The sequence below is a fragment of the Shewanella litoralis genome, from assembly GCF_009828585.1.
Lineage (GTDB): Bacteria > Pseudomonadota > Gammaproteobacteria > Enterobacterales > Shewanellaceae > Shewanella > Shewanella litoralis.
In genome coordinates this window covers 22,617-40,381 of record NZ_WSRZ01000012.1, presented here as the reverse complement: position 1 = coordinate 40,381, position 17,765 = coordinate 22,617, and the positions used below count along the sequence as shown (strand labels likewise).

The 17,765-nt window shown below is 41.7% G+C and carries 12 protein-coding genes; 5 read left to right on the top strand and 7 right to left on the bottom strand.

Annotated features, from left to right (window positions below):
• Nucleotides 1-49: 49 nt before the first annotated feature.
• Nucleotides 50-1,060 (bottom strand): isocitrate dehydrogenase, encoded by a 1,011-nt coding sequence (locus tag GQA99_RS11015; RefSeq protein WP_160053936.1) that lies wholly within the window; start codon nt 1,058-1,060, stop codon nt 50-52.
• A gap of 380 nt (nt 1,061-1,440) precedes the next feature.
• Between GQA99_RS11015 and GQA99_RS11010 the strand changes: the two genes are divergently transcribed.
• A complete protein-coding gene (locus GQA99_RS11010) occupies nt 1,441-4,245 on the top strand; it encodes a S9 family peptidase (protein ID WP_160053935.1) in 2,805 nt (934 codons plus the stop codon).
• Nucleotides 4,246-4,352: 107 nt separating this feature from the next.
• Here GQA99_RS11010 and xni read toward each other — a convergent pair whose 3' ends face one another.
• The 4 genes from xni to GQA99_RS10990 all read right to left on the bottom strand — a co-directional run bounded on the left by xni (nt 4,353) and on the right by GQA99_RS10990 (nt 10,441).
• Nucleotides 4,353-5,117, bottom strand: a complete 765-nt coding sequence (gene xni / locus GQA99_RS11005; RefSeq protein ID WP_160053934.1) for a flap endonuclease Xni — start codon at nt 5,115-5,117, stop codon at nt 4,353-4,355.
• On the bottom strand, nt 5,117-6,475 hold the full coding sequence (ppnN, locus tag GQA99_RS11000) for a nucleotide 5'-monophosphate nucleosidase PpnN (protein WP_160053933.1): 1,359 nt from the start codon (nt 6,473-6,475) through the stop codon (nt 5,117-5,119). The genes xni and ppnN overlap by 1 nt, the downstream gene beginning before the upstream one ends.
• A gap of 60 nt (nt 6,476-6,535) precedes the next feature.
• A complete protein-coding gene (locus GQA99_RS10995) occupies nt 6,536-8,092 on the bottom strand; it encodes a sensor domain-containing diguanylate cyclase (RefSeq protein WP_160053932.1) in 1,557 nt (518 codons plus the stop codon).
• Between the two features lie 192 nt (nt 8,093-8,284).
• The gene (locus tag GQA99_RS10990) at nt 8,285-10,441 is read right to left on the bottom strand and encodes a tetratricopeptide repeat protein (RefSeq protein WP_160053931.1); all 2,157 of its coding nucleotides are present in this window, start codon (nt 10,439-10,441) and stop codon (nt 8,285-8,287) included.
• A gap of 199 nt (nt 10,442-10,640) precedes the next feature.
• Here GQA99_RS10990 and GQA99_RS10985 point away from each other — a divergent pair, with 199 nt between their 5' ends.
• Nucleotides 10,641-12,470, top strand: coding sequence for a M61 family metallopeptidase (locus GQA99_RS10985; protein ID WP_373291438.1), 1,830 nt, complete (start codon nt 10,641-10,643; stop codon nt 12,468-12,470).
• 66 nt (nt 12,471-12,536) lie between these two features.
• On the opposite strand, the gene GQA99_RS10980 is transcribed toward GQA99_RS10985, so the two are convergent.
• Nucleotides 12,537-13,094: a glutathione S-transferase family protein gene (locus GQA99_RS10980; RefSeq protein WP_160053930.1), complete on the bottom strand. Its 558-nt coding sequence runs from the start codon at nt 13,092-13,094 to the stop codon at nt 12,537-12,539.
• A gap of 12 nt (nt 13,095-13,106) precedes the next feature.
• On the bottom strand, nt 13,107-14,018 hold the full coding sequence (rdgC, locus tag GQA99_RS10975) for a recombination-associated protein RdgC (protein ID WP_160053929.1): 912 nt from the start codon (nt 14,016-14,018) through the stop codon (nt 13,107-13,109).
• 326 nt (nt 14,019-14,344) lie between these two features.
• Between rdgC and GQA99_RS10970 the strand changes: the two genes are divergently transcribed.
• The 3 genes from GQA99_RS10970 to phoR all read left to right on the top strand — a co-directional run bounded on the left by GQA99_RS10970 (nt 14,345) and on the right by phoR (nt 17,624).
• On the top strand, nt 14,345-15,289 hold the full coding sequence (locus GQA99_RS10970) for a porin (RefSeq protein ID WP_160053928.1): 945 nt from the start codon (nt 14,345-14,347) through the stop codon (nt 15,287-15,289).
• A gap of 177 nt (nt 15,290-15,466) precedes the next feature.
• Nucleotides 15,467-16,156 carry a phosphate regulon transcriptional regulator PhoB gene (phoB, locus tag GQA99_RS10965; RefSeq protein WP_160053927.1) on the top strand — a complete coding sequence of 230 codons (690 nt, stop codon included), beginning with the start codon at nt 15,467-15,469 and terminating at the stop codon, nt 16,154-16,156.
• A gap of 172 nt (nt 16,157-16,328) precedes the next feature.
• A complete protein-coding gene (gene phoR, locus GQA99_RS10960) occupies nt 16,329-17,624 on the top strand; it encodes a phosphate regulon sensor histidine kinase PhoR (protein WP_160053926.1) in 1,296 nt (431 codons plus the stop codon).
• The last annotated feature ends 141 nt before the right edge of the window (nt 17,625-17,765 follow it).

Below are 17,765 nucleotides of genomic sequence, written 5' to 3'. Positions count from 1 at the left end.
TCATTATCAGCGGGCTTTTTGTTAAGCTTAAAAGCTTGTAGAAAAGTGTTTAACCTAAACGATCTAGAACCGCTTGGGTAAAGTCGGTAGTACCGTGAGTGCCGCCTAAATCGCGCGTCGTACGGTCGCCTTCTTCAATGACTGCAGCAACGGCATTGCGGATCATCTCAGCTTTGTCTGACATGCCTAAATACTCAAGCATTTGAATCGACGCTAAAATCACCGACGTTGGATTTGCCAGGTTTTTGCCTGCAATGTCTGGGGCACTGCCATGTACGGCTTCAAAAATAGCGGCGTCGCGGCCAATGTTAGCACCCGGTGCCATGCCTAATCCGCCGACTAAACCAGCGCAAAGATCAGACAAAATATCACCAAATAAGTTAGTAGTTACAATCACATCGAAGTTTTCTGGGTTCATGACTAATTTCATGCAAGTCGCATCAACAATCATTTCTTCTGTGGTGATGTCTGGATAACGCTGGCTCACTTCACGTGCCACTTTTAAAAATAAGCCTGAAGTCGATTTCATGATGTTGGCTTTATGAACAATCGTGATTTTTTTACGGTTTTCTTTACGGGCTAATTCATAAGCAAACGTGGTAATTTGTTCAGCGCCCTGGCGAGTAATAATACTGGTCGCTTCAGCGGTTTGGCCGTCGTCTGACACTTTTTGGCCTAAACCTGAATACATACCTTCGGTGTTTTCACGAACCGTAATGATGTCGATGTTTTCGTAACGAGCCTGAGTACCTTTAAAAGAATTAACCGGACGCACGTTAGCGTATAAGCTGAATGTTTTACGAAGACTGACGTTAATTGAAGTAAAACCTTCGCCGACTGGTGTTGTTAAAGGGCCCTTTAAGGCAATACGGTTTTTTTCGATGAGGTCTAACGTACGTTGTGGTAATAACTCGCCGTGCTTTTCTAACGCCGTTAACCCAGCATCGGCAAATTCGTATTCAAAGTCACATCCTGCTTTGTCGAGGATTTTTAAAGCTGAATCGATGATGCTAGGTCCAATCCCATCACCTGGGATTACGGTAATTGTACGTTTTGGCATGAATAGTCCTTCCACGGTTGTGGTTACTGCAAGTGTTGAACCGCAAGCAAGGTTACGGTCAGACGACGATAAACCCCGTCGTTTTTCTGCGGCGTATTTTACCGACTTTTAACGTTTATTTACAGAAAATAGTGAGTGTTATCACATTATATACGGTATTTTTAAGTCAATTCTAATCCGATTGTTTTACTATGACTGTCAGTCAGTTCGACATAGATTTAGTTTACGCTTACTCAAGTGGTAAGGTGAAAATTGATTTCGAATAGCTTATTCGGTGTGATGCTTTTATATAGACGACTTTGGTCGTATGCAACTCAATGCGATATCGCCTCGCCATTGATCAAACAGACAATCCATCATGATAATAATTAGAGGAAACTGTGAAGGTATTTAATTTAATTCCACTGGCATTGTGCCTGAGCGTGAGTGCGTACGGTGTTGCGGCGCCCAATCCATTGACCATTGACGATATTATGCATTTCGAAACCCTGCAACAGCCGGTTATTTCAGATAATGGCAAGGTGATAGCCGTAGAGGCCAAGCCTGACCGTGGTGATAGTCGTGCATTAGTGCGTTTTAGTGATAACAGTAAACACTACCAAATTGACCGAGGCAGCAATGTTAAGGTCAGTGCTGATGGGCGCTTTGTATTAGCCACCTTGCAAGCTCCTTTGTTTGAGCGTGAAACAGAAAAAAGCGATGACTTACCTCACTCTGTGGTGTTATTAGCCACTGACACAGGTAATCAGCAACAGTTCGATAATGTCGACACTGCCGTATTTAGTGACGATGGCGGCTATTTACTGGTCAAGCATAAGCCTGAAGATAAAAAAGCTGAGTCGGATGAGTCTGCAAAAGCTAAGCCTGTAAAAGAGAGTAAAGACAAAAAACAAGATGATGACCAAGAGGTTGATAAAGCCGACCTTGGCACTCAAGTCACCCTGGTTAAGCTTGACACTAATCAGCAGTTAATATTAGACAATGTGAGTCAATTTGCTTTTGATAAAGCTGGCGTTTCTTTAGCGGTGTTACAAAATGATTCGCAAGAGGCATTACATCAATTAACCCTAGTAAAGCTCGACTCATTAAGTCCTGAGACATTATTTACCAGTGAAACCGAGCAACTTGAAGCGCTTGCCATCAGCGATAATGGCCACTTTGTAGCTTTGACTAAAGGTGATGCATCAGTAGCACGTTACGGCCGCGAACATAGCCTTTTAGTGCTTGATATTAACACCGCTAAGCAGCAATTGTTTACTGGCAATAACGCCTGGCGATACAACCAACACTCGAGTTTACAGTTCTCTAAAGACAACCAACGTTTATTTGTTGGCAGAGTCCCTAGCGTGGCGCAGCAAGCTGAGTTAGCTCAGTACAAACAAGCTGAAGATGTGTTTAACCCTGAGATCATAACGGCTAGTAAGCAATTGCGAGTCTGGCATGGTGAAGACCCTAAGATTAAACCACAAGAAGTGAAAGAGTACGCCAAAGAGTTAAAACGTACTTACCTTGCGGTGTTGCATCTTGATTCAAATAAAATGCTGCAATTGGCCGACCAGGCAGTGCCTGATGTGACTTATGGTGAGCAAGCTGATTATTTGGTGGCAAGCTCAGATGTACCGTACCAAAAAATGATCACCTGGGCAGGGTTTTACCGCGATGTGTATCTGGTTAATTTGAACACAGGCAACAAGCAGCAAATATTGGTACAGCAGCCGAGTGATGCCATGCCTACCTTGTCGCCAAACGCAAAATTCCTCGCTTATTATCAGCAGGGTAGTGTGTATTTACGTGATATTTCATCAGGACGTACGGTGAACCTAACACAGAATATCTCTACGCCTTTTGCCGATGAAGATCATGATTATCCTAGCGCTGCACCGGGTTACGGTTTTGGCCCTTGGCTTGACGATGACTCTGGCATTACGTTTTACGATAAATACGACATGTGGCAATTTGATACCACGTCACATAAAGGCTTTATGCTCACTAATGGTGAGGGGCGTAAGCAAAAAATCCAATTTAGAGTGGTCGGGCTGGCTAAACAAAAACGTTTACCTGCAATTATTAGTCAAGGTCAAAAAGTCATATTACAAGGTTATAGCCATACCACTAAAGCAGACGCATTTTATGCTGCGACAGTGGGGCAATCTGCTGTTAAGCGTGTAACCGATAGTGACAGTAAATTAACCTTATTAGCCCGTGCTAACGAAGCGGATACTGTGGTGTTTTCAAAACAACGCTATGATTTGTATCCAGACTTGTACAGTGCAGATGTTAATAATGTACAGAATGCTAAACAACTCACCTCACTTGATGCTCAACGTAACGACTTTGCCTGGGGTAAAGCTGAGCTTGTGCATTGGCGTGATGGCGATGGTGTAAAAATGGATGGCGTGCTCATTAAGCCGAGTAATTATCAGGAAGGTAAAGCGTATCCAACCATGGTGTACTTTTATCGCTTTATGAGTGACAGATTACATGCTTTTCCTGACATGCAGCTCAACCATCGCCCTAATTTTGCCTGGTATGCAGACAATGGCTATGCCATCTTTTTACCCGATATCCGTTTTGAAATTGGTTATCCAGGTATTTCGTCTGTTAAAGCATTAACCGCCGGTGTGCAAAAACTGATTGAGATGGGCGTGGCCGATCCTGATGCAGTGGGTATTCAAGGCCACTCGTGGGGCGGTTATCAAAGTGCTTATGCTGTCACTCAAACCAACATCTTTAAAGCGATTGTAACAGGAGCGCCAGTATCAAATATGACTAGCGCTTATAGTGGTATTCGCCATGGTTCTGGTTTGGCTCGTCAATTCCAATACGAAACCGGTCAAAGCCGAATTGGTGGCAGTTTATTTGACGCTCCGCAAAAGTACATTGAAAACTCACCTATCTTTTATGCCGATCGTATTCAAACGCCAATGATGATTATGTTTGGTGATAAAGACGATGCAGTGCCTTGGGAGCAAGGAGTTGAGTTGTATTTAGCGATGCGTCGAGCGGGCAAAGATGTGGTGTTTTTACAATATCAAGATGAGCCTCATCACTTGAAAAAGTACCCTAATAAGCTCGATTACAGCATTAAAATGAAACAATATTTTGATCATTATTTAAAAGGTGAACCTGCACCACAATGGCTCAAGCAGGGTGAAGCGTACCAGGAGTACAAAAAAGCCGATTAACCATTAGTGCTTATCGCTGCTACAAAAAAACGCCTCAATATTATAGATACTGAGGCGTTTTTATTATTCAATCATTAGCGTTTTTTTTAAGATTAGGGGTAATCGAGTTACTCCGCGCTCTTAACTCTAAATTGCTTTAAGTTCACATTGAGTGGGATATCAGTTTGCAGTTGAGCAAGCTTGTAGCTTATTCGCGCCATGTCTTTGCCCTCAGCCAGCTTTTGCGCTTGCTTTGCACCCAGGTTATCGAGTGAGCGATATAAATTGGCAAGAGTTCTAAATTTATTGAGTAAGTCGGCAGCAGATTTTGGTCCTATCCCGGCTATTCCTGGTATTTTATTGCCACTGTCACCTGCTAACGCCATAAAATCGAGTAGTTGGTATTGTTCAATCCCCAATTTCTTTTCATATTGCTGGATATCAAACGTCTGCTGATTAAAGTGATCCCATAAGGTGAGATTTTTACTTGGTAGTTGGCTAAAACCTTTGTCGGTTGACACGATAACCACTTCACCATTGTTACTTATTACTTTGGTGGCAATCGTCGCAATGACATCATCGGCTTCAGATTGGGCATCAAATGAGTGAATATCATTGTCTGCGAGTGTGGCTTTAATTTGTGATAAGCCTTCGCTGAGTGCTGTGGGCATGGGTTTGCGGCCCTTTTTATAATCGTCGTACAGCACTTTGCGCCAGGATGTTTCATTACCATCCCACACTACAATAATGTGGGTAGGTTGATGTTGTAGTAACATTTTTTGCGACGCAGCCAGTGAGCGTTGTTGCACGCTAGCTATGTCATTTTCATCAGGCAGCGCCGCATGGATGCGGCGTACAAGGTTTAATCCATCGATAATCAGCAGTTTATTCATTATTTTTTTATTATGTTGTAGCAGGGCTCATAAGCGCTACCGGGTAGTTTCATTCGTTGTTGTTTAACAAACGCTGTTAACAGGTTATCCATCATGTGCATGAGTTGTACATCACCCTGGATGTTAAATCGTCCATGTTGCTGGATAAGTTTAATTGTGTCGCCTTTTACATTACCCGCAACGATGCCCGAGAAGGCTTTGCGCAGATTAGCAGCAAGTTCTGCTTTGTTATCTTGAAAGTATAAGTTTAAATTTGCCATAACTTCATGGGTTGGATCAAAGGGTAATTGAAATTCTGGCTCAATTTTGAGTGACCATTGGTATTGATAAGCGTCACCTTTATTTTTTCGATAGTTTTTGACCTCGCTCATCCCTTGTTTCATTATTTGACCTACTTTAACAGGATCATTAATAATGATTTGGTATTTATTCTGGGCTTCTTCTCCGAGTGTTGCACCGATAAAGGCATCTATTTCGGTAAAATACTCAGCACTTTCTGCAGGGCCCGTTAATACCAATGGGAATGGGGTGTGGCAGTTATCTTTGTGTAATAAAATACCCAGAAAATACAGCAGTTCTTCTGCCGTACCAGCACCACCAGGAAAGATAACAATACCGTGACCAAGGCGTACAAACGCCTCGAGTCGTTTTTCAATATCCGGTAAAATCACCAGTTCATTGACAATTTGATTAGGTGGCTCAGCTGCAATAATACTGGGTTCAGTTAAACCGATATAACGTGCATTTAATACACGCTGCTTTGCATGCCCAATGGTCGCTCCTTTCATTGGCCCTTCCATTGCACCTGGGCCGCAACCTGTGCAGATATCGAGGCCACGTAATCCTAATTGATAACCTACATCGCGAGTGTATTGATACTCGACGGGATTGATACTATGGCCTCCCCAACACACGACAACATTGGGATCTTTCATCGGTGATATGGCTTGCGCATTGCGTAAAATGTCAAACACCACATTGGTAATGTGGCTGGCATTGGTCAAATCAATGTGTTTTAGGTTATCGTATTTATTACTGATGTAGATAATGTCGCGCAGTACGGCAAATAAGTGCTCTTGAATACCGACAATAATCTCACCATCAACAAAGGCTTGCATGGGGGGATTGATTAATTCAATTTGAATACCGCGTTCGCGCTGTAATATGTTGATGTTAAATGATTCATAGCGGCTAAATAGCTCTTCAGAACTGTCGCTAATTAAGCCTGAAGCGAGTACTGCGAGGGAACAGTTGCGGTATAACTGGTAGAGGTCACTTTTTGCCCCTTGTCTTAAACGTTCGACTTCTAATTGAGACAGTTGGTCTAGGCTACCACGTGGACTAATTTTTACGATCATAAGCAACTCCTTTGGACTCGAATGTGTTATCGAGTCCAAAGAACATTGCTTTGCAATGGACTAGATATCAATAACGACTCGGTCTCTGCCGTTGTTTTTTGCTTGGTATAAGGCTGCGTCGGCTCTTTCGAATGCTTCTTCGAGCGTCTCATTTTCCATTACTTGTGCAGCACCTATAGATAATGTAACTGTAATTCTCTGATTTTTAAACTTAAACGGAATATTTTTAATTTTCTCTCTTACTCGGTTAAGCATCAATGAGATGTGTTCATCTGTGATACCTGGCAGTAATAAGACAAACTCTTCGCCACCATAACGTGCTACAAACTCACTGTCACGTAATGAGTTCTTGAGTGCCATCGCAATCACTTGTAAGGTTTTATCACCCGTGCTGTGACCAAAATTATCGTTAATAGTTTTAAAGTGATCGATATCAGTTACCGCAATCCATAATGGCGTTTTAAAGCGCACGTGGTTGCGGTACTCCTGCTCCATCCGGTCTTCTAGCGCTGTGCGGTTTGACAATTGAGTGAGCGGATCTAATAAATTCAGTTTTTGGTGTTCAAACAGCTTTTCTTTATAAGTATTTGCTTCGTTACTCATTGCGTTAAGCTCTTTACGCATAGAGTCTATCGATTTACGTAAAATGGTTTGCTCACGTTGTTCGAGTGCTTCTTTACGAGACAATGCATCACGCAGTGATGATAATTGTACGGTGAGCTGGGTTTTTAGCTCAGTAATATTGTCAATATCAACGACTATTGAGTCAGCATTGCTGACGCGCAAGTTAATTTCTTTGTTTAATTGGCCTTTAAGTTGTTCGCTACGTTGGCTGTTATTATAAGTGCTGTTTACCACGTCACGGACAATACTGAGCGCATCATTTAAGGCGAACAAAAAATCTTGTGAAGCGGTTTTTTCACGAGCGATATTGTCAAGCAACAGGCTTAAGATAGTTTGGTATGCATCGAGCAAACCATTAACATGAATATCACCGAGTAACACTTCTTTGATTACTAGTATTTGATCACGTTGATCTTTTCTAAATTCGACTTCTGCTATTTTGGCAGCCAGTTCTCTGGCTAATTGTATATGTTGCGGCAATATGTCGTAGTTGTCAGAACCGGAAATTTCCTGCTTTAAAATCTCTTCGTAAAAAAAGATGAGCTTTTCAACTTTAGGAATGTATTCCCATACGGTATGAAAAGGCTTGCTGAGATCTTGTTTGAAGTAGTTAATTTCTTTTTTGAGTTTGTCTGGTGCTGAGTTGATGCGTTGAATTTGACGAATGACACGTGTCAGGCCAAGGCGGCTGTCTTCTAGGCGCGACATGGTATGGCTATATTGCGATTTAAGTAAACGTTCTATATCAACCAATTCGGGAAGGGCTTCATCAATTTGCTCAAAACTTTGCATATGATGACGCAACTTAGCCAGTTTGTTGTCGAGTTCTAAGTTTTGACCTTTGCAGGCAAGGCTTAGGTGACTGATAAACTGGATAAGCGTTTTTAGTTTGTCATTGCGATCGGTATTAATATCATCCAGCGCAAGCTTCGCAGCATGAAGTTTTTGCTTCATTAAGGTGATTTGCGAAATCGCTGTATCAGACTCTTTCATTATTTCATTGCCTACTATTAATTAGATAGCAATAAACTATCTAGTGCCACAATCCTAGTGCTTCAATCCAAGTGCTGAGGATCATCTCTTAGTCCGTATATTATAGTGATGTTATCTCATTAATGTTGTGCAACAAATCTAATTGCGGATAAACATTAGCAATTAGATGGTAACTGCTAGTTTATTAGGCAATTAGCTTTTTGGCCAATTGATTTCTAAAGTATTTCGATTACTTTCAGCGCGAATAATGCCTCTGTTCAATGCTTGAGTCAGATTTAAATATAGTGGCGGCATAAAAATAGCGGCTGGAGCGAAATTAAGTGGCCTTAATGAAACATAAACAGGTTTTTCTTTAATGTCGATGGCGGCTGCTAATGCGTACTGTAGTGTTTCAAAGTGCAGTTGAGCACTAATATTAACATCTGGATTGGCTAATAAGGGTAAGTTAATATGGCCAATACTCGCCTGGTGGGCATCGTGCAAATGAGCAAAATGCGGGATAGTAGGTTGTATAGTCTTTAATTTTTCAAGGCATAATACTAATGCATCGTAAATATAATCAGCATCGCGTTGTTGATTAAAATAACAAGCCAGCAGCCCTGAGCGGATCATAAAGACTTCAGTGTTGAGGTGTTGGCTCATTTGTATCATCAGTTTTTGCATGAGTGCGCGAGACTCTGTTAACCCGAGTTGGATATCAAGGTTATTTAGCTCACCGACATTAATCATGGCTAAGGTTTGTGGTTTAGTTGGATCGAGTGTGTCTAACTTTTCAATAAATGCACGATATCCCGGGAGTTGTGCCATCGGTTCGATATTGTTAAGCGTTTTTGCATTGAGGTATAAGCTATTTTTAAGCCTTAATTTACGCCAAACAAAAATCACTACCGCGACTGCAATACTTAAACTAAAAGCCAATAAAATAATCATTAATTGATGATGTTTGCTTTTTGCGGCTTGTTGCTCAAGTTTGTTGCTGACAAGTGTTAATTCAAATTTTAACTTTTGTTCTGTGAGTTCTGAGTAGCCCTTATTGTCTTCTGGGTTTTCTTCATGGCTATTAGTTAATGTGATGATAGTTTCAACCGCGTCAATTGCCGCATTGAGATCATTTGTTTTACGGTATGCTGTAGATAAATATCCTAGCGTCTCAATTTGAATGTCGGTTTGCTTGAGTTTTTTAGCCAGTTCAAGTGTCTTTTTTGCGTGGTCGATTGTTTCTGTCCAATCACCTTGTTGAGCATTGATTTGAGTGAATAATAATTCGTTATGAACCAAATAATGGTTAGTTTTTAGCGTTCTAAAAATATCATTGGCACGCTGTAATGCATTAAGTGCAGCAGGAATATTATTGAGTTTCGAGTAGATGCCGCCCATGTTATGAAAGTTAATACCTACGGCGATAACATTGCCGACACGTTCGTTAACTTGTTGTGCATTTAAATAGTAGTCAACCGCTTTACTCCATTTCTCTTGTCCTTCGTACACCATTGCAATGACATTGAGCGTTTCGGCAAGGTAGGTTTCAAAGCCAAGTTGTTGCTGAATTTCAGCGGCTTCATGGGCATATTTTAAGGCATCTTCCCATTGTTCTAAATCTCGATAAGTACGCGCTAGGTTGATCAATGCTTGTGATTTTAACATGGGGTAATTAACCCCACTGGCTAATCTAAATGCTTCGCTAAAATGCTGTAATGATTTAGCTTTGTCGCCATTTCGATTGTAATATTTACCCAGTGCGGTTTCTGCTTCTGCAATAAAATAGTCATTGTGTAGCTGATAAGCAATTTCACGATAGCGATTGTAGTGCGACAATGACGGAGCTGATTGAAGCAACATCATATTCAAGCCACCTAAGTGCTCGTGGAGAATGTATTTAAATAACGTGGCTTGTAAGCTCATGTCGGTGTTAACTTTGTTTAATGCATCCATGTATTGAACAACAATCGGCTGATATTCTTTATTTTCGCGTGCCCTTAACCTTGCCTTTAACATAATAACCATGGCTTCATCGAATGCGGTCGATGAGATTAAATCAAGTTGTTCAATTAATAATTTGGCATCGTCGTATTTCGTTGGCGAACTTAAATTTGTTTCAAGATTGACTCTGGCAAGGACTTCTAAATCGCGTTGTAACTCAATAGGCTCATAGCCTAATTCGCGGGCAATTTGTGTAAACTGGTCTTTACTGGTGAACTGTAATGGAAACTCAGTTGATTTTGAGAGTTTAATTAACAGTTTATTGGGGTTTTCTTTGAATTCAATTTCCTGCTGTTCAAGATCTTTTGCGGCTACGGCTGAGCAGATAAATAGTGACAATAATAAGACAAGATGAGCGAGTCGCAGCATAGCAATTTAACCCTTTTATGTGTTTCTTAACTATAACGCTAGGCAGGTGATGAGCGTGTCACACTCATTCATATTGACCGACTTAATAATACTTTTTGTAATGAGTCGTAAATGGCCACTTTGTAAATTAGCGTAGATTGTTATAATTGTTCGGAATTTAAAATAAAAACAAATAGAATCATACCAGAAGGAACCTAGAGTGAAACCTACTAATCTTGCTTTTTTAACCACAAGCGTGCTTTTGTCGATGTGCTTTACAACGTCAGCCTTGGCAGATGTTGATTACTATATTGATATTAACCAGCCCGCACACCATTTAGCGCAGGTTAGCGTTTCTTTCCCTAAAACCGAATCGACACAATTAACGGTTAATTTACCTGTGTGGCGCACAGGCCGCTATCAGGTATTGCCAGTGGCAGACGGGGTAAGATTATTTGAAGCCACCGACAGTAAGGGCAAGGTATTACCTTGGCAGCGCACGGCAAGTGGTGAGTGGACCATTAGCTTAACTCAGCCGACAGCCGTCAAGGTGACTTATCAGTTACACGCTAATGAATTGGCTGATCGCCTGCGTCATATCGATGAAAGCCATGCTTATTTAGATGCCAGTGGCGTATTGATGTACAGCCCGGAATTTCGTCAGGAACCCGTCACCGTTGATATGAAAGTACCTAAAGGCTGGAAAAGCTTCTCTGGCATGGAGAAGGGACGTGGCTCACATTCATTCAAAGCGGCTAATTATGATGTGCTCGCCGACTCACCTATTGAAACGGGTATTAACCAGGATTTTAGTTTTGAAGCGGATGGTCGTGAATATGAAGTGGTTTTTTGGGGCGAGGGCAATTACGACACAGAACAAATCTTAACTGATTTACGTAAAATCAGTGGTCAGGCGTCAATGATTTGGGATGATTATCCGTTTGAGCGTTATGTGTATATGGTGCATGCCACGAGCGGTGCCCGTGGTGCTACTGAGCATCTCAATTCAACTGTGATTCAGCTACCGCGTTTTAATTTTCGTGAGCGTGAAGATTATTTGCGTTTTATTAGTACGGCATCTCACGAGTTTATTCATACCTGGAATGTGAAGTCATATCGGCCACAAGGTTTAGTGCCTTATGATTATCAGTCCGAAAACATGAGTGATTTACTCTGGGTTGCCGAAGGTTCAACCAGTTATTTTCAAAATCAATTATTACTGCGTGCTGGGGTGATAACAGCTAAAGAATTTTTTGACGATTTAAGTTTGCGAATTGTGCTTAATGAGCATAACCCAGGTCGTGACACTCAATCTGTTGCTGAGGCGAGTTTAGGTCAGTGGAGTAGCACCTGGGGAGATTATGCGATTAATCACAGCGTGAATATCTATTCTGAGGGCTATCTTGCCTCCATGGCGTTGGATTTCAGTGTCATCCAGGACAGTGAGTTAGCCCATTCATATCGAGATGTGCACAAAGCGTTATACCAGGACTTTAAAATCCCTATGGGTTATAACGTGGCAGACGTGCAAAATATTCTCACCACCTTGACGGGTAAAGATTATCAACCATGGTGGCAGAAGTTTGTTAACCAACCGTTTAGCTTAGAGTTTGATACGTTATTAGCTCAAGCCGGTTTAGTGACAACCTATGGCGATAAGCCCAAAACTCAAGTTGATACCGGCATTGGCTTATCTGGTCTTCACGGCGATTTGGTATTAGCCACCGTGGCCAAAAACAGCCCAGCGTGGAAAGCGGGTCTGACGGCGGGCGATGAGTTACTTGCCGTTAATGACTTAAAAGTGACTGCCGACGCGTTTGCTAAACGTTTTGATGATTTCAAACCGGGAGATAAAGTTAAACTAACGGTATTTAGTAACGATCGCTTAAAAGAGGTCAGTATGGTTTTAGGGGAGCAACCTAAAGGCGAATTAAGCATACAAGCGCTAGAGTCTGTTACTACAGAGCAAAAAGCATTTTTTAAAGCATGGCTAGGCATTGATTGGCCATTTGATGCAGACGGTGAATATAAGACTGACGACGAAGCATAGCCTTATTGTTAACAACAAAAAGCCCTGAAATATCAGGGCTTTTTTATTCATTAAGATTTAACGCGATTAAGTGGGTGGCGCGGTTTCACTAAAAAACGGTTCTCGCTCAATTGCTGCTAAAAACAGTTTCATTCTAGGGTAGCGGTCGATATTGATCCGTTGACGGAATACCGCCCAACTTAAAAAGCACGCTAGTCTGATCTGAACATCATCAAAAGGGCCATGAAGTGGCCATTTTTGTTGTTCTAACTCGGCTAAAATAGAGTCAACTCGCTGTGCTTGTCTGAGTGTATAATCAAAACGTTCAATATCGACACCGTCTCTTGCCAAGAAAAACAAATTAATAGTGCTGTCGAGTGCGGTGTTGATCATGCAATATTGATCAAATTGGCTAGCATTCTCAATAAATGGAACCGCTGATTTATTGCGGATGTAACGTAATATGGCACTCGAGTCTGTAAGTGTTAACTCGCCATCTTGTAACAGTGGAACGCGTTTTGTGGGCGATAACGTCGCACTCGCAGTTTGATCTGTTTCAATAAATTCAAAATCAAGTGTCGATTCTAATAGGGCAATGCGACAATGACGAACAAAAGGCGAGGTAAAACTGCCGTATAGTTTCATATTTTGTCCTTATTATACGTTTTGCTCAAGCGGGCCGAATGCTTGATTAATTGCATTGATAAAAGCGACTAATTCGCTGCCCATTAAGGCGAAGTCAGCATCAAGACGTGCAATAGGATCTTCGGTGCCTACTTCATCATTTCCTGCTCTAAATTCTTCGGAAAACTTAATCCGTTTTACGCTTGCATCAGATTGCATTAAAAAGGCAATTGACTGACCAAAATGCAGCGCCAATTTATGAACTTGCTTACCCGTAGCGATATGCGCAAGCACTTCATCTTCTTGCAGTACTTGTTGCTTAAAGCGAACGATACCACCTTCATCAGAATCAGACTTTAATTCCGCCTCATCTTGCATCTCAAAAGGGGCAGGTGCTTCGCCAGCTTGCAGCCATTGCGTTAGCGTTGCTTCTATCGGCGTAGCAAAACTCAATGGGATCACCGGTAAACTGCCGAGCGCTTTACGTAACAATGCCAGTAGCTCTTCAGCTTTTGTGGCACTTGAGCTGTCTACTAAAATCATTTCTAGCTCAGGCATAATCAATGCGTGAGTTTGGCTGCGGCGTGAAAATGCCCGTGGTAATAAGGTGGTAGTGATCTCGTCTTTTATGGTGTCTTTTTCTTTTTTAGTGACTTTACGGTTTTCTTGATCTTCAATTTCAGCCACTTTTTCATCTAACGCTTCTTTAATCACCTGACCGGGTAGAATCTTTTCTTCTTTGGTGACACAAATTAAATGACGGTTCTCAGCGCTATGAACCAGGGCGTTGCCTTTTTTGCCTAATGCATTTGAAAATCCAAATTTACTGATGTCTTGGCTTGAACAAGGTGAAAAGGTGAAATCGGCCAGGGCCGTTTCTAATGCTTCGGTATCAGTTGTAAACGGTTTATTGAAACGATATAGGGTGAGATTTTTAAACCACATAGAATGCTCTCATTAATTAACAGGAAAAATTCAGATACCGCAGTTTACGGGATAGATGCAAAGCGGTAAACCTACAAAAAAATGCCCTTTGTACGATAGCTAAAGTCGTTGGGATGATAATTCATCAAATTGTCACATTTCTCTTATCTTCCTTGAAACCACTGTTGTAGCTCTGTTTGAGGTTTTATGGGTGGGTTTAATTCCGCGAATATCAGCAATTAATGAATCAGTGAAATATTTTTGAAACATTCACAAGGCAGAATTCCGCTCGTTCCGATACAACTACCCCAGAATAACCATGACGAACTATGCGTCAAAAGGATGAAATGATGAACGTTTTTTGTAAAACTCTATTAGCCTCTGCAATGGCAGCTTCTGTAGTTTCTAGTGCATATGCGGCAGAACCTCTAAAAGTGTATGGCAAATTAAATGTTACAGCGCAGTCAAATGATGTTGCTGACGAAACTGAAACGACTATTCAAAGTAATGCATCACGTTTTGGTGTAACCGGTGATTTTGAGTTGAGCAATTCATTAGAAGCTTTCTACACTATCGAATATGAAGTCAACACGGGTGATGAAGACAAAGAAAACTTTTTAGCTCGCAATCAGTTTGTTGGCTTAAAAGGCAATTTTGGTGCTGTTTCTGTAGGCCGTAACGACACGATCCTAAAAGTTTCTCAAGGTAAAGTTGACCAGTTCAACGACCTTTCTGGCGATGTTAAAACCTTATTCAAAGGTGAAAACCGCATGGCTCAAACAGCCACTTACTACACACCGATGTTTGGTGATTTCCAAGCGGGTGTGACTTATGTTGCTTCTGGTGACTCAGATCAGGTCGTTGGTGATAATACTACCGGCGAAGATGGTGTGAGCATGGCATTAATGTATGGTGACTCAGGTTTAAAAACCTCAGCTATTTATGCCGCCATTGCCTATGATTCAAAAGTAAAAGGCTATGACACTGCACGTGCTACTGTACAAGGTAAAGTGGCTGGTTTGGTGATTGGCGGTATGTACCAGCAACAAGAAGCCGTTGACAGTGATGTGAGTGATAATGGTTTCTTACTGAGCGCTGCATATGATATTAATGATGTGACACTTAAAGCGCAGTTTGCTGACATGGAAAATAAAGGCGACTCATGGTCTGTTGGTGCTGACTATGCGCTTGGTAAACCAACTAAATTGTTTGCTTTTTATACCGACAATTCGTTTGACTCAAACGATCAAGATGACAGCTATGTGGGTGTAGGTATTGAACATAAGTTCTAAGCCAAATGACATGCGCTAGAAAAGGGCTTCGGCCCTTTTTTCGTTACAGTGCAATAACCGCAATTAAGTTTTTATGACAAAAAACGGTTTTAAATGGCAATATCGGCCTCAGGGTCATGAAAGTGTAACAAAAGTGTCCAATAATACCCTTGTGGCAAATTAATGTAGAAACCCAATATGACAGCTAGGATTTTAATAGTAGAAGATGAATCAGCAATTCGTGAGATGCTGACATTTGTGATGGATCAACATGGTTTTACGACAGCTGCAGCTGAAGATTTCGATTCAGCTATTGAGTTGCTTCAAGAGCCTTATCCCGACTTGATTTTGTTGGATTGGATGTTCCCTGGTGGCAGCGGTATTCAATTAGCAAAACGCTTAAAGCAAGATGAGTTTACGCGTCAAATCCCCATTATTATGCTGACCGCTCGCGGTGAAGAGGAAGATAAAGTCAAAGGCCTGGAAGTGGGTGCCGATGACTATATTACCAAACCTTTTTCGCCAAAAGAGTTGGTTGCCAGAATAAAAGCTGTGTTGCGCCGAAGCGCACCTACGCGTTTAGAAGAAACCATAGACGTACAAGGGCTACAGCTTGACCCTGTGAGTCATCGAGTGACTGTCGGTGATGATGTGCTTGATATGGGGCCAACAGAATTTAGATTATTGCATTTCTTTATGACTCATCCAGAGCGAGTTTACAGCCGTGAACAGTTGCTAGATAACGTATGGGGAACCAACGTCTATGTAGAGGACCGTACTGTTGATGTGCACATTCGCCGATTGCGTAAAGCGGTCGAACAAGCTGGGCATGACAAGTTGATTCAAACTGTTCGTGGTGCTGGTTATCGTTTTTCAACCAGAATGTAATTGTACTGATAGCAAATGAAGCTCTGTGTTAACCACTAGAGCTTCATTGTTTGCTACCTAGCCACAATGGCCAATTTAGGCTATCTTGTGGTTCCTCGTTAATCCTAATAATCAGTAACGACACTAAAAGTTGAAAGTGTTGGCTGCGTTACTTTTAGCCATTAGGTTGCCTATGCTTAACTCGTATTCTGGATTCCGGTTATTTTTTCGTTTAGGACTGTTACTGATACTATTTATCTGTGTCGGTGCTTTATTTGACCAGATAGCTTTAGTGACCTTATTAGGGACTGTGGGATTGCTTGTATGGCATTACCGACAAATTACTCGACTTAATTTCTGGTTATGGAAAGACAAAAAATTAACCCCCCCTCAAGGACAAGGTAGTTGGGAAGGGGTGTTTAACGGTATATACCGATTACAAGGTAAAAATCGTCGTCGTGTTGGACAATTAGCGACATTACTCGCTCGTTTTCGCCAAGGTGCAGAAGCATTGCCCGATGCCGCCGTTGTGCTCGATGCTGAGCATAATATTTTGTGGTGCAACAAGCTGGCCCAATTAGTGTTGGGATTTGTTTGGCCACAAGACAGTGGTCAACGAATCGATAACCTCATACGTCATCCTGATTTTTCAGCCTATCTTAAAAAAGCAGAATACAAAGAACCGCTTGAAATTCCCTCCCCCGTATCCGATAAACGTTTACTTGAGATCCGCTTAATGAGTTACGGTGATAGGCAGTTGCTGTTAATGGCTCGCGATATTACACGGATCCATCAATTAGAAGGCATGCGCAAAGACTTTGTTGCTAACGTGTCCCATGAACTAAAAACGCCGCTTACGGTGTTGCAAGGTTATTTAGAGATAATGCAAGGAATGGAAGAGGATAATTCTCCCAACCAAAAACCGTTATCCCTGATGCAACAACAGACCTCACGTATGCAATCGATGGTCGAACAGTTATTGGCATTATCACGGATTGAAGATGCAGCCGACATCGATTTATCAAAAACGGTTAACATGCAAGTGATGATGGACGTGCTTCGAGAAGAAGCTAAAGCCCTTGCTGGCGACGAATATACGTTAGAGTTTAATTGCGAGCCAGGATTAAACACCCACGGTAATGAAATTCAACTTCGCAGTGCATGTTCAAATCTCATTTCTAATGCCATTCGTTATACCGCACCTGGCGGTATTATCTCTGTCACCTGGAGAAGTGTTGCTACGGGGGGATTGTTTTCTGTTAAAGACACAGGTGTAGGGATTGCACCACAGCATATCAATCGGTTAACGGAGCGCTTTTATCGTGTTGATAATGCTCGTTCAAGTAAAACCGGTGGAACAGGTTTAGGGCTTGCTATTGCTAAGCATGCATTGAGCCATCACCACAGTGAGCTTAATGTCACCAGTGAATACGGCAAAGGCAGTACATTTAGTTTTATTATTCCGACACATTTATTAGAAAGACTTTAAATAACCAGAGCTTGGGATAATAAACGCCTTTTAAACAGTCCTTTGCACTACTAACTGTGTTGAATCAACTTACAATAGGCTAGCTATTGACGCGTCAATTCGCCTTGTTAGCAGAACAAATGTCAAGCTTGAAAGTGATGC